This window comes from Ruania suaedae, from assembly GCF_021049265.1.
In the GTDB taxonomy this organism is placed as follows: Bacteria; Actinomycetota; Actinomycetes; order Actinomycetales; family Beutenbergiaceae; genus Ruania; species Ruania suaedae.
This window is the reverse complement of record NZ_CP088018.1, coordinates 2,272,504-2,285,333: the sequence shown is the minus strand read 5'-3', so window position 1 is coordinate 2,285,333 and position 12,830 is coordinate 2,272,504. Positions and strand designations below refer to the sequence as shown.

Genomic DNA, 12,830 nt, shown 5'->3' with positions numbered 1-12,830 from the left:
AGCGTGAGACGTCGGTGCGCACTCGGCAACTCGAACGGCGCTCGTACCGTCCGGCCGGGGCATCACACCTGCGCGAGAAAGGCCGTGAGTGATCGCGGTGCCCGACCCAGGATCTCGGCGGTGTCGCGCAGCACTGGTGCGGCATATCCGGCGGCGATCGCGGCGAACAGCCCGCTGAGCGTGTCGACATAGTCGCGATGCCAGCCCAGGCCGAGTGCAGCGCGGCGGAACTCGTGGTCGGAGACCGCCCGGTACGCGCTCACGGGCACGGCCGAGTCGCGGCACGCAGTGGCGACGTCGGCGAAGGTCAGGCTGCGTGACCCCGTCAGCGCGTACTCGCGGCCGTGATGCTCGCCCACCAGCGCCTCGACGGCGACGGCGGCGATGTCCTGCGTGTCGATGAAGCTGACCGCCGCGTCACCGGCCGGCAGGGCCAGCACGGTGTGGTTCGCTTCGGCAAGCGCGCACAGCGGTCCGTGGGTGAGGTTCTGGAAGAACCAGTTCGGCCGCAGGATCGTCCAGTCGAGGGCGCTGCGCTGCAGGTGCAGCTCAACGGCGCGTTGCTCGACCTCGGCCGGGGCCGCATCCATGCCCAGGGCGGTCATCAGCACGACTCGCCGGACGCCCCGGTGCTCGGCGAGATCGAGGAACTCGACCACCGCCTCGCCGAGGCCGGCAACGGACCGTTGCCCGTCGTCACCACCGGGCACGAGCAGGAAGATCCGGTCCACGCCGTCCAGGACGGCCGGCCAGGTCGCTGGTGCGGTCCAGTCCAGCGGCGGCGAGCCGCGGCGAGACCCTGCCCTCAGCTCCACGCCGCAGGCACGAAGCTGCGCGGTGACCTGGCGGCCGACCTTTCCGGTCGCTGCGGTGACCAGCGTCGTCATGAGTCGGTCCCGAGCATGAAAGCGAGCTGGTCCAGCACCACGGCGCGGTGGTCCGGATGGAGCGCAGTCAGGTGTCCCAGAACGAGGGGGTAGAGGAAGCCGTCCATGGTCGCGACCACCACGTCCACGATGGCGGTGACTTCGGATCGCGGCGAGAACACCCCCGCATCCACGCCGCGCTGCACGGTCTCGCGGAATGGCTGCCGGTACTGCTCAGCCAGCACGGCGGCATGGTCGCGCAGTTCGGGATCATGCGCCGCAGCGGTCCAGAACTCCATCAGCATCCGCCAGGTCGGCACGGGTGTGGACAGGCCCCGGTCGACCAACGCGACCAGTTGCTGCCAGGGGTCCGTGAACCCGTCGGCCAGGCGGGCGAGTACCTCGACCTCGCCGGTGGTGGCACCTTGGAGTGCTTCGATCAGCATGTCCTCACGTGACCCGAAGTAGCCCTGGAGCGTCGACACCGCGACACCCGACGCCTGGGCGACATCGGTGAACCGGGTCGCGGCATATCCCCGCTCGGACAGCACCTCCACGACGTGCTCCAGTACCTGCGCTCGCCTGGCCCCGCCGGCGCGTCGCGATCTCGTCGCCCCCATGCTGCTCTTCCTCATACCGTATGACGATACCGTATGAAGATGAGTAGCACGGGAGGTCAGCGAGCCCCGCTCGTCTCGTCGTCGCGGGCTGTGACCCTTCCGGTCGCCTTCTCCTTCTGCTTGCGGGCCTCGAGATAGGACTTCTGGGCCGCGTCCGAGAGGGTGTGCGCCCACTGTGGGCCCGCATCGCCGGCGGCGCCGGTCCCCCCGGGTGTCAGCCTCAGCCCGGGGTAGCGCAGTCGTGCGAAGGTCTCCGGCATCCGCGCCCCGAGAACCGCCATGGCCACGCGGCCGAGCCCCCAGGCGGCCAGCCCACCGTTGGCAAGGCCGAGGGCCACCAGCGCGAGGGGCCACCAGGGTGGCGTGGTGAACGTCGCGCCGGTGACGGTCAGCACCGCGAGGGCCAAGGTCGGTGCGCTGACCAGGGTCGAGGCCCAGAACCCGATCTGCAGCAGCAGCGGGTTCTCACCCGCGTCGGTGGCGTTGCGCCGCTTGGCCGGATCCACGCCCGCGCTCACCCCGACCACGGAGAACAGGGCGGAGATCCCGGCGCCGCCGCCGAGCAGCGCCGCCAGCGCAGCGCCCACCGGGACGAGCAGGAACCAGCCACCGCTGAGCCAGGCGAGCACGACGGCGAGCACCAGGGCGGGCAGGCCCACCACCAGCACGATCGCGATCTGCCTCCCGCGCACGTCCGCGCGCACCGCCTCGGGCGAGTCGGCGACGGCGAGCATCCACAGGGCGGTGCCGTCCTGCCCGTACAGGTTGGCTCCCGACAGGCCCACCATCATCGCGGTGGCCAGCGCCGCAGCCGGTGCGAAGACGAACATCTCCGGGACCTGTCCGAGACTGCCGATCCAGAGGAAGAGCGCGAGGAACGCGGCGAGCCAGACGGCGGTGCGTACCTCGAGGCTGCGCCACGGATCGCGCAGCCAGCTGCGTAGCTCCTTGCCGACCACGGCACCCAGCGGGGTGGGGGTGAGCGCCAGCCAGGGGTCACGGACCGCTCGCCCCTGGGCCACCCGTCGTGAGCCCCACGGCTGCCGGCGGCGCCGCGCGGTCCGGTTGCCGACGTGCGGTGTCAGCAGCGTCACCGCGGCGGTGACCGTCAGAGCGGCGCCCACGATCAGTGCGGCGAGGCGCCAGAGCACCCCTGCCGGCTCCCCGGCGGCGGCGGCGAGGGTTCCGCCCGGCCAGCCGAACGGCAGCGCATGCAGGACGGTGGCGGCCGTGCTCTCGCCGACGCCGCCGGCAAGCAGCGCGGGCACGGCGATGCCCGCGGGGAAGAGCACGAGCCAGCCGGCCATCATCGACGAGATCATCAGGCCGTATTGCATGGCAGCGATCTCGACGCCGACCTGCGTGCGCATGGCCGCTCCGAAGATGGCGTAGACGGCGCGGGAGAGGGCCACCAGCCCCAGGGTGTACACCAGGGCGACGAGCAGGCCGACGGGCGCCAGCCACCAGCGCAGCAGCGCGCCGTGGGCCACCAGGGCCAGCATGGCCGCGCACGTCAGGATCGCCCCCGGACCCGCGTACACCGAGGCCAGCAGGCCCAGGCCGAGGTGGCGTCGCTCGAGCGGCAGCAGGGTGAAGTACTCGGGCCGCAGCACCGAGGCCCCGGAGGCGAGGATCGGTCCGATCACCCACCCGAGGGACCACAGCCCGAGCACGACGGCGAGGACGTCACCACGAGCCTCGGGCTCGGCGAGCAGCGTCGCTGCCCAGGTCGCGGCGGCGGCCACGACTCCGAGGGCGATGCCTGTCGGGCGTTTCCATGACTCGTTGTGTGCCTGGATGGTGCGGCGCAGCCCGACCAGCAGCCGCACGACCGTCACTGTCCCAGCCATGACAGCTCCTCCTCGGTGATGGTGCGCTCGCCGACCAGGGCGACGAAACGGTCCTCCAGGCTCCCGGAGCCGCGGACCTCGGTCAGGGTGCCGTCGGCGAGCACCTGGCCCCGAGCGATGATCGCGACCCGGTCGCACATCTCCTCCACCAGTGCCATCACGTGGCTGGAGATGACGATGGATCCACCGGCGGCGACGAACCGGCGCATGATGGCCCGCAGCACCCGGGCGCTGACGGGATCGACCGCTTCGAAGGGCTCATCCAGCACGAGCACCCGCGGGGAGTGCAGCAGTGCCGTCGCCAGCCCGACCTTCTTGCGCATGCCGGTGGAGTACTCCATCACCAGCACCCCGGCGGCGTCGGCCTCGTCGAGCTCGAGGATGCGCAGCAGCTCAGCGGTCCGGGCGGTCACGACGGCGGGCTCCATCCCGCGCAGCAGGCCCCAATAGCGCAGCAGCTCGCTCGCGGTCAGTCGTTCCGGCAGGGCGAGACCGTCGGGGAGGACACCGAGCAGGGCCTTGGCCCGGGTCGGGTCCCGCCACACGTCGATGCCGGCCACACGGGCCGTGCCGGTATCGGGGCGCAACAGCCCGACGGCCATCGACAGCGAGGTGGTCTTCCCGGCGCCGTTCGGGCCGACGAGGCCGGTCAGCGAGCCTCGAGGAATGTCCAAGCAGACCCGGTCGGCGGCGAGGTTGCCCGAGAAGTCCTTCGTCAGGGAGTCCAGGGCGAGTGCTGGTTCAGTCATGGTCCCCACCCTGACGGCCGGCGGGCGCGCCGGGATCGGCCGATCGGTCACACCTGCTGACCGATCGGGTAGGACCATCCCGGTCGTCCCGCTCCTACGCTGAGGCCATGAGCAGCAGCGACCGCGACGGCACCGGCGACCCCGCGCGCGGTATCGACACCTGGTTGCTGCCGGGCGAGCTCGCCCGGACGGTGCGGCGACGGTCACGCCGCACCGGGGTCCCCCGTTCCGCGCCGGGGGAGGGGGCCGGCCCTCGCACGGCCCGTGACTGGGGCGTCGATGCGCTGGTCTTCGCGGTGTGCCTGGCCGGCTGGGCGGCGGAGGCGTTCGGCCTCTCGTCCACGGCCCCGGTGCCGGTGTGGCTGTGGCGGGTCGACCTGGTCAGTGGCGCGCTCATGTGCCTGGCGCTGTGGTGGCGGCGGGAGTTCCCGCTCGTCGTGGGGGTCATGGCGGCGGTCATCGGCACCGTCTCCAACAGCGGCGGCCTCGCTCTCATCGTGGCGTTCTTCTCGCTGGCACTGCACCGGGGGTGGCGGTGGGGCTACGGCGTGGCGATCCTGGCCCAGCTGCTGGCCGTCCCGCACTTGCTGATGTTCGTGCCGGCCGAGATCGGCAACCCGGTCGCATGGACGGTGATCGTGACCCTGTGGGTGCTGCTCGCCGCTACGGCCGGCCTGATGGTGCGGGCACGCCGGCAGCTGGTGCGGGTGCTGGTGGCGCGGGTGGAGGAGGCCAGGCAGGAGCAGGAGCGCACCGTGGCGGCGGCGCGCACCGCCGAGCGTGAACGGATCGCGCGCGAGATGCATGATGTGCTCGCGCACCGGCTCTCCCTGCTGGCCGTGCACGCCGGGGCGCTGGAGCTGCGCCTCGGGCAGGCGTCCGGTGCGCAGGTGCCGGTGGAGGCGCTGGCCGAGTCGGTGGCCGTCGTGCGCCGTAGCGCCCACCAGTCCCTGGACGAGCTGCGAGAGGTCCTGCAGCTGATGCGGGGGCCGGCCGGCGGCCCGGGAACCGACGAGGGCGGTACCGCACCGCCGGCCCCGACCCTGAGCGCGCTGGCGGCGCTGGTGGCCGAGGCGCGCGGGAGTGGCCAGCAGGTCGAACTCGAGACCACCGGGATCTCCGGCGTCCCGGTACCGGAATCGGTGCAGCGCACGGCGTACCGGATCGTGCAGGAAGGTCTGACCAATGCGCGCAAGCACGCTCCGGGTAGCCGGGTGAGGGTCCGTCTCGACGCCCACGCCCGGGGTGTGGCGCCCTGCCTGACCGTGCGGGTCGGCAACCGGGTGCTGCCCGGGGTCAGCGCCGCCGAGCTGGCGAGCACAGGCTCGGGCCTGCTCGGACTCGCCGAGCGGGTGCAGGTGCACGCGGGGACCTTCGAACGCACCGTGCGCGAGGGCGAACACGTGCTGGAGGCGCAGATCCCGCTGCGCGGCGAACCGGCGTCATAGGTTGGGGCGATGGTCACCGTGCTCCTCGTCGACGACGACCCGCTGGTGCGCTCCGGTCTGCGCCTGATGCTCGGCGCCGACCCCTCGATCGAGGTCGTCGGCGAGGTGGGTGACGGCGCGGACGTGGCCGGCGCCGTGGCACGCCTGCAACCCCAGGTGGTCCTGATGGACATCCGGATGCCGAGCCTGGACGGGGTGGCCGCGACGGCAGCCCTGTCGAGCATGGGCGAGGCGGCGCCGTCGGTGTTGATGCTGACGACCTTCGGAGCGGACGCCACGGTGGTCTCGGCCCTGCGCGCCGGTGCGTGCGGGTACCTGCTCAAGGACACTCCGCCGGCCGAGATCCTCGAGGCCGTGCGCCGCGTGGCAGCCGGCGAACCGGCCTTCTCCCCGGCGGTCACCCGGTCGTTGATCACCTTGGCCACCCGCGGCACGGACGGCCGGACCCCTCCCGAGCCGACGGAGCGTCAGGCCGCCCTCGCCCGTCTCGAGACCCTGACCGCTCGTGAGCGCGAGGTGGGGGCCGCGGTTGCCCGGGGACTCTCGAACGCAGAGATCGGGCAGGAGCTCTACCTGTCACCTTCGAGCGTGAAGGTGCACCTCTCGGCTGCCCTCGCCAAGCTCGCGCTCTCGAACCGCGTTCAGCTGGCGATCCTGGTCCACACCGCATGCTCAGGAGAAGTAGGGAGCGAGCAACCCGTCGAAGGCGGGATCTGAGGGCGCCCTGCCCACCGCCGCCTGACGCGCCTCGTGAATGGGCCCTATCGGACGACGTATCGCTGCGCCACCTGGCAACGGAAGGGGTCGCCGTCGAGGTAGATCTCCCGGGGCGAGCCCTCCGGGCGACGCGGCACACGGCCTGCCGCAGCCCGCACCGCGTCGAAGGAGCGAAGGATCGTGGGGAACTGCACCTCGGCGTAGGGCACCTCGACGAACACCTCCGATCCGGCCGGCTCCACCTCGTCCGCGTCCTGGGTCGTCCCCACCGGGATGCGCACCTCGATCGGACCGTCGGACTCCCAGCTGACCTCCCCGTGATAGACGACCACGAGCGGCCGGTGGGTGGCCACGGCCGACCCAGCCCGCTGCGAGAGCGCCGCGGCACAGCGCTCGATGTGCGTGGGCAGATCGGCCGCCGTGGTGCGTACCGTCGTCGAGACGAAGGGCTGCTCCGGGACCCGACGGGTCGACACGGTGGCGCAGGAGACCTGACCGGCACCGTCGCGCTCGGCGTCCAGGGAATGCGCGAGGCCGTCGAGCAGAGCGAGGGCACGATCGTGGGCCTGCACCGCCTCGAGACGGTAGGCAGCGAGGATGTCCTGGCGCTGCTCGTCCGTGGCTTCCAGCACGGCGCCGATCCGTTCCAACGGCATTCCTGCACGGCGCAGCAGCGTGATCGTGCGCGCACGCCCGGCCTGGGACCGGACGTAGTAGCGGTAACCCGTGTACTCATCGACCGCGTCGGGCTGCAGCAGCCCGCGTCGCTCGTACAACCGCAGCGCCTTCGGGGAGAGCCACGTCAGGCGACTGAACTCCCCGATCGACAGCCGCGCCTCGGTCACCTCACCAAGTATGCGACCTCGATCTCCCAGGTGCTGCGATCGGGTGCGGTCTCGGGGTCGGTGAGGAACTGCTCGGTGCGCGCCTGCCAGTGGATGCCGTCGGAGCGCTCATCGACGGCGAGGTCCAGGCCCTGCACCTGCGCCCAGTCCCACATCTGCCGGTGGGTGCGGGCCAGCGCATCCGGGCCGCCGGACGGGCGCGCCACCAGGTAGGTCCCGGCCGGGAGCGCGCCCGCGGTGAACCCTTCGATCTCGACCGTCCCGGCCACCGGCACGGCCACGGTCAGGTCCATCGGGTCGGATGCGGTCCGCAGCCGCCGGTACTGGTAGATCGGCCCGCCGAGCGGCGCGTGGCCCGCCTCGGCCAGGGCGCCGTAGATCGCCGGCACCTGGGCGTTGACCCGATCCCAGTGCGCCAGCTCGGCTGTCATCGACACCCCCACCCAGGGGCGGGCGGCGCGCTGCTCCACGGCGAAAGCGGTCATGATCATCCCTTCTGGTCACCATCCGGCGTTCGGATGGGCTGACCCACAGCAGACCGTCGGCCCCAGGGTCAAGGTCAAGGCCCTCGCGGGAACTCGGCGCACGGCGGTGCGCCTCAGCCTCCCGCTCCCGCTCCCGCCTCCAGCGGCAGATCGACGCGGACATGCAGTCCGCCCGCCTCGCGCGCGGTCAAGGTCAGGCGCCCGTGGTGCACCTCCACGATCCGGGAGACGATCGCCAGGCCCAGCCCAGCGCCGTCGTGCGCTCCTGTTCGCCGGCGCTCACTGCCGCGTTGAAAGGGCTCGGTGAGCGTGGCGACGAGGCCCGGGTCGAGAACCGGACCGCTGTTCTCCACCACGAGCCAGGCGGTCCGGCCGCGCCGGCCCGTGCTCACCGTGACCCCGCCGTCGGCGTGGTTGTGCACGACGGCGTTGTGCACCAGGTTGGTCACCGCCTGCAGCAGCAGCGTGGGCTCACCGTGAGCCACGGCGCTGGTGCCGTCGACCTCGATCCCCACCCGGCCCTGCTCGGCAAGCGGCAGCACCGTCTCGGTGGCCTCCTCTGCGAACAGCGACAGGTCCACCGCGCGGGTGTGCAGGGGCGCCTTCCCGATGCGACTGAGCAGCAACAGCGCCTCGGTGAGGGCGATCGCCCGGGAGTTGAGCCGGTCGAGGCGATCCAGGTCCGCCGCGCGATCGCGCGTGGGATCGCGCCGGGCCACGTCGAGGACCGCCTGGGTGATCGCCAGCGGGGTGCGCAACTCGTGCGAGGCGTTGGCGGCGAACCGCTGCTGCGCGGCGACGTGCTCCTCGAGCTGGGCGAGCATGGCGTCGAAGGCGTCCGCGAGCTCCCCGAACTCGTCGCGCCTGCCCTCGAGCCGGATCCGGTGCGAGAGCGTCCCCCCGGCGGCGATGCGCGTGGCCCGGGTGAGGCGCTGCAACGGTGCCAGCATCCGGCCGGCCAGCACCCACCCGCCGATCAGGCCGAGCCCGAGCAGGAAGCACAACGCCGCCACCGCCGCCGGGGCGAACGCCTGCAGCAGGTCCGAGCGGTTGGGGACGAAACCGCCGCGGGTGTCTATCCGGCCGTCGGGTACGTACCGCAACAGGAACACCCAGACGACGGCGAGCAGGAGCACGCCCGCCAGCGTCAGGAAGCCGGCGTAGCTGAGCGTCAGCCGCCAGCGCGCGCTCATCCCGACACCCGGTAGCCCACGCCCGGCACCGTCACGATCAGCCAGGGCTCCCCGAGGCGTTTGCGCAGCGCCGAGACGGTGATCCGCACCGCGTTGGTGAACGGATCGGCGTTCTCGTCCCAGGCCTTCTCCAGCAGCTCCTCGGCGCTGACGACGCCACCTTCGGCGGCGACCAGCACCTCCAGCACGGCGAACTGCTTGCGGGTCAGGGCGATGAACCGGCCATCGCGATGGACCTCGCGCCGGAACGGGTCCACTCGGAGTCCGCCGATCTCCCGCACCGGCGGGCGATGGTGCGCGCGGCGCCTGTCCAGGGCGCGCAGCCGCAGGACCAGCTCGCGCAGCTGGAACGGCTTCGTCAGGTAGTCGTCGGCACCGAGCGCGAAGCCCGAGGCCTTGTCGTCGAGGCGGTCGGCGGCGGTGAGCATGAGGATCGGCGTGCCGCTGCAGGAGTCGACGATGTGGCGGGCGATCTCGTCGCCGGAGGGCCCCGGCACGTCACGATCGAGGACCGCGATGTCGTACTGGTGGGTGCCGAGCAGCCCCAGCGCCGTCACGCCATCGGGCGCCACGTCGGCAGCGATGGCCTCCCCTCGCAGACCGTCCCGGATGGCCTCGGCCATGAGGGGCTCATCCTCGACGATCAGTACGCGCATGGGCCAAGCGTAGGGAGCGCGGCCTATCGCGGGTGTATCGGGAACGGCATACGCTCCGGCAACATCGCGGCTGCTGAGGTCGTGGCATGACCACCGCTCATACGTCGCTCAGCACCGCACGCCGGCACCCGGGTGCGCTTGCCGCCCTCGTGGCCGCCGCCCTGCTCGCCTGCACCTGCGCCTGCTCGGCTGCCGACCTGGCGCTACCGGAGAGTCCGGCCACCGAGGAGATCGGCACGGACGGCGGCGACCTCCCGGCGGATGCGACCGTCTTCGACGACCATCTGCCGGGTATCGCGAACCTCGATCCGGCGCTGCGTGGCGCGCTCGAGCGCGCCACCGTCAAGGCCCGCTCGGACGGCGTGGTCATCACCATCACCAGTGGCTGGCGCTCCGCCGACTTCCAGGACCAGCTCCTGGAAGAGGCCATCGCCGAGTACGGCTCGAGACAGGAGGCACTGCGATGGGTGGCGACGGCGGAGACCTCCGCCCATGTCCTCGGGGAGGGCATCGACATCGGGCCCTATGACGCGATCGACTGGCTGGTGCGGTTCGGCGCCGCCTTCGGGCTGTGCCAGACCTACGCCAACGAGTCGTGGCACTACGAGTTGCGCCCGGCTGCCGCACAGGAGGGGTGTCCGCCACCGTTCGAGGACCCGACCGACGATCCGCGCATGGGAGGGTGAGAGCAGCGGACGTTCTCGTCCGTCGCCGGACCGGTACGATCGCTGGGACCTTCCCCGCAGCAGCGGGCCGGACGAGCGAGCGAAGGACTGTCCCATGCCGGACCTCGTGCTGACGCTGGTGGCAGCGATCGCCCTCGGTGTGGCCGCGCACCTGGTGCGGGTGCCGCCGCTGGTGGGCTTCCTCGCGGCGGGTTTCCTGCTCGGGGGCCTGCAGGTGGCACCGTTCTCCGGCCTGCCGGAGCTGGCCGACCTCGGTGTCACGCTGCTGCTGTTCACCATCGGGCTCAAGTTCGACATCCGCAGCATCCTGCGGCCGGAGGCCTACGGTGCCGGCCTGATCCACATGGTCGTCAGCGTGCTGATCGGAGCGGGCACGCTCGGTCTGCTGGGCGTCGTCGGGGCCGCGCAGGTGGGGGACTGGCAGACGCTGGCGCTGATCGGTTTCGCCCTGTCCTTCTCCTCCACGGTGCTGTGCGTGAAGGTCCTCGAGGAACGCTCCGACGACGGGTCCTTCTACGGCCAGACCGCGATCGCCATCCTGGTGATCCAGGACCTCGCCGCCGTCATCTTCATCACGGCCACCGGCGACGAGCCGCCGAGCCCGTGGGCGTTGGCGCTGGTGCTGCTGATCCCGGCCGCCTGGGCCCTGCGCCGGGTCCTGGAGTACGTCGGCCGCGGTGAGCTGCTCATCCTCTACGGCATCGTGCTCGCACTCGGGCCGGGCTATTACCTGTTCGAGGCCGTCGGCATCAAGGGCGACCTCGGGGCGCTGGTGATCGGTCTGCTCATCGCCGGACACCCCCGTGCCCTGGACCTGTCCAAGGCGCTGTTCAGCGTCAAGGAACTCTTCCTCGTCGGCTTCTTCCTCACCATCGGGATGGGGGCGCGGCCCGGGTGGTCGGATCTGCTGGTCGCCGTCGTGCTCGTGGTCGTGCTGGTGCCGATCACCATCGCGGGCTTCGCGGTGCTCACCCGCGCGTTCGGGCTGCGCAACCGGACCTCGATGCGGATCGGGCTGGTGCTGGGCAACTTCTCCGAGTTCTCCATCATCGTCACGGCCGTGGGGGTGACCAGCGGGATCCTCACCGAGCGCTGGCTGACGATCGTGGCGATCGCGGTGGCCGTGAGTATGGTCGTCTCCTCGGTGCTGAACGGCCGCGGAGCCCATCTTGCGAGCGCGATCGCGGCCCGGATGCCCGCGCAGGATCTCTCCCGGCTCCGGCCGGCCGACCGGCCCATCGACACCGACGGCTACCACGCGGTGGTGCTGGGCATGGGACGGGTCGGACGCTCCACCTACGCTCGCCTGCAGGAGAACGCCGACCTGCGGGTCCTCGGCGTGGACAACGATCACGGCGTCGTCTCCCGGCTGCGCGACCAGGGCTACGACATCGTCGAAGGCGATGCCACCGATCTGGAGTTCTGGCAGCGCATCTGCGCGGGAGGCTTCGTCGAGACCGTGGTGCTGGCCATGCCGATCCACGACTCGAACACCTTCGCCCTGGAGCAGGTCCGTGCGGCGGGCTTCACCGGCCGGCTCGCGGCCGTGGCCCAGTATCCGGAGCAGGTCGAGCACCTGCGCGAGGAGGGCGTCGAAGCCGTCTTCAACGTCTACGCCGGCGCGGGTGTGGCGCTCGCCGACCAGGTGGTCCCTCCCCGCGAGCACTGAGTCCCCGCCTCGATAGGCTGGCGGGCATGAGCGCGACGATGCGAGCCAGCCTGCTCGTGGCCCCCGAAGACCTGCAGATCCGTGACGTCCCCCGCCCCGAGCCCCGGCCGGGGGATGTGCTCGTACGGATCGAGCAGGTGGGACTGTGCGGTTCCGATGTGCACTTCTTCCACCACGGGCGGGTCGGCGATCTCGTGGTGGCCGAGCCCCTGATCCTCGGCCACGAGGCCGCCGGGGTGATCACCGCCGTCGGGCAGGGTGTGGCGCCCGAACGGGTGGGGGAGCGGGTGGCGATCGAACCGCAACGCCACTGCCGGGAGTGCTCCTACTGCCTGGACGGTCGCTACAACCTGTGCGAGCAGATGGAGTTCGCCTCCGCCCCGCCCGTGCACGGCGCATTCGCCGAGTACATGGCGCTGCCGTCGATGTTCGCCCACCCGATCCCGGAGGCGATGACCTTCGAGCAGGGCGCGCTGGCCGAGCCGCTGTCGGTGGGCCTGGCCGCGGTACGGAAGGTGCCCGCCACCGAGAACCGGGTCCTGATCGCCGGAGGCGGCCCGATCGGGGTCCTGACGGCGGCCGCAGCCCGCGCGCACGGCGCGCGCGAGGTGGTGCTCACCGATCCGATCGGTGGCCGGCGGGAGCTGGCGCTCGCGCTCGGGGCGAGCTGCGCCGTCGCCCCGGAGGAGCTGGCCGACCACGTGGGGCGAGGCTTCGAGGTGTTCATCGACACCTCCGGTGCCCCGCCGGCGATCGAGGCGGGCCTGCGCGCCCTGCGGCCGGGAGGAGACGCCGTCCTGCTCGGCATGGGTCACGACCGGATCGACCTGGACCTGTTCCGGGTGCAGTCCCATGAGCTGCACCTGCACGGGCTCTTCCGCTACACCCGCACGTGGCCCACCGCGATCGACCTGATCGCGCGCGGGGTGGTGGACGTGGACCCGCTGATCTCCGACCGGACCGGACTGGCCGGGCTGACCGAGGCGATGCGCCGCAACGGGGACCCGGAGGTCATGAAGATCCTGGTGAACCCGCAGCGCTAGGCG

The 12,830-nt window shown here is 71.9% G+C and carries 13 protein-coding genes; 5 read left to right on the top strand and 8 right to left on the bottom strand.

What is annotated here, in order from left to right:
• Positions 1-62: 62 nt before the first annotated feature.
• Genes LQF12_RS10465 through LQF12_RS10450 form a run of 4 tightly spaced genes read right to left on the bottom strand, consistent with a single transcriptional unit; the run spans position 63 to position 4,085 of the window.
• Positions 63-887, bottom strand: coding sequence for an NAD(P)H-binding protein (locus tag LQF12_RS10465; protein ID WP_231052879.1), 825 nt, complete (start codon positions 885-887; stop codon positions 63-65).
• Complete coding sequence (locus LQF12_RS10460; RefSeq protein WP_231052878.1) at positions 884-1,501, bottom strand: TetR/AcrR family transcriptional regulator; 618 nt, start codon at positions 1,499-1,501, stop codon at positions 884-886. Before LQF12_RS10460 ends, LQF12_RS10465 begins: the two co-directional genes overlap by 4 nt.
• Positions 1,502-1,542: 41 nt before the next feature.
• The gene (locus LQF12_RS10455; RefSeq protein ID WP_231052877.1) at positions 1,543-3,336 is read right to left on the bottom strand and encodes a hypothetical protein; all 1,794 of its coding nucleotides are present in this window, start codon (positions 3,334-3,336) and stop codon (positions 1,543-1,545) included.
• Positions 3,321-4,085: an ABC transporter ATP-binding protein gene (locus LQF12_RS10450; RefSeq protein ID WP_231052876.1), complete on the bottom strand. Its 765-nt coding sequence runs from the start codon at positions 4,083-4,085 to the stop codon at positions 3,321-3,323. The genes LQF12_RS10455 and LQF12_RS10450 overlap by 16 nt, the downstream gene beginning before the upstream one ends.
• 107 nt (positions 4,086-4,192) lie before the next feature.
• Here LQF12_RS10450 and LQF12_RS10445 point away from each other — a divergent pair, with 107 nt between their 5' ends.
• Entirely contained in the window at positions 4,193-5,533 is a 1,341-nt protein-coding gene (locus LQF12_RS10445; protein ID WP_231052875.1) for a sensor histidine kinase, read from the top strand.
• 9 nt (positions 5,534-5,542) lie between these two features.
• Positions 5,543-6,250 carry a response regulator gene (locus LQF12_RS10440; RefSeq protein ID WP_231052874.1) on the top strand — a complete coding sequence of 236 codons (708 nt, stop codon included), beginning with the start codon at positions 5,543-5,545 and terminating at the stop codon, positions 6,248-6,250.
• A 44-nt stretch (positions 6,251-6,294) separates the two neighbouring features.
• Here the strand turns inward: LQF12_RS10440 and LQF12_RS10435 are convergent, their stop codons facing one another.
• The 4 genes from LQF12_RS10435 to LQF12_RS10420 form a co-directional block, all read right to left on the bottom strand.
• Positions 6,295-7,095, bottom strand: a complete 801-nt coding sequence (locus LQF12_RS10435) for a MerR family transcriptional regulator (protein WP_231052873.1) — start codon at positions 7,093-7,095, stop codon at positions 6,295-6,297.
• Positions 7,092-7,580, bottom strand: coding sequence for a GyrI-like domain-containing protein (locus tag LQF12_RS10430; protein ID WP_231052872.1), 489 nt, complete (start codon positions 7,578-7,580; stop codon positions 7,092-7,094). Before LQF12_RS10430 ends, LQF12_RS10435 begins: the two co-directional genes overlap by 4 nt.
• Before the next feature lie 113 nt (positions 7,581-7,693).
• Positions 7,694-8,773, bottom strand: coding sequence for a sensor histidine kinase (locus LQF12_RS10425; protein ID WP_231052871.1), 1,080 nt, complete (start codon positions 8,771-8,773; stop codon positions 7,694-7,696).
• Positions 8,770-9,429, bottom strand: coding sequence for a response regulator transcription factor (locus LQF12_RS10420; RefSeq protein WP_231052870.1), 660 nt, complete (start codon positions 9,427-9,429; stop codon positions 8,770-8,772). Before LQF12_RS10420 ends, LQF12_RS10425 begins: the two co-directional genes overlap by 4 nt.
• Positions 9,430-9,515: 86 nt before the next feature.
• Between LQF12_RS10420 and LQF12_RS10415 the strand changes: the two genes are divergently transcribed.
• From LQF12_RS10415 to LQF12_RS10405, 3 genes are all read left to right on the top strand, one after another.
• Positions 9,516-10,115, top strand: coding sequence for a M15 family metallopeptidase (locus tag LQF12_RS10415; protein ID WP_231052869.1), 600 nt, complete (start codon positions 9,516-9,518; stop codon positions 10,113-10,115).
• Positions 10,116-10,209: 94 nt separating this feature from the next.
• Entirely contained in the window at positions 10,210-11,784 is a 1,575-nt protein-coding gene (locus LQF12_RS10410) for a cation:proton antiporter family protein (protein ID WP_231052868.1), read from the top strand.
• 26 nt (positions 11,785-11,810) lie between these two features.
• Positions 11,811-12,827, top strand: a complete 1,017-nt coding sequence (locus tag LQF12_RS10405) for an NAD(P)-dependent alcohol dehydrogenase (protein WP_231052867.1) — start codon at positions 11,811-11,813, stop codon at positions 12,825-12,827.
• Positions 12,828-12,830 lie beyond the last annotated feature (3 nt).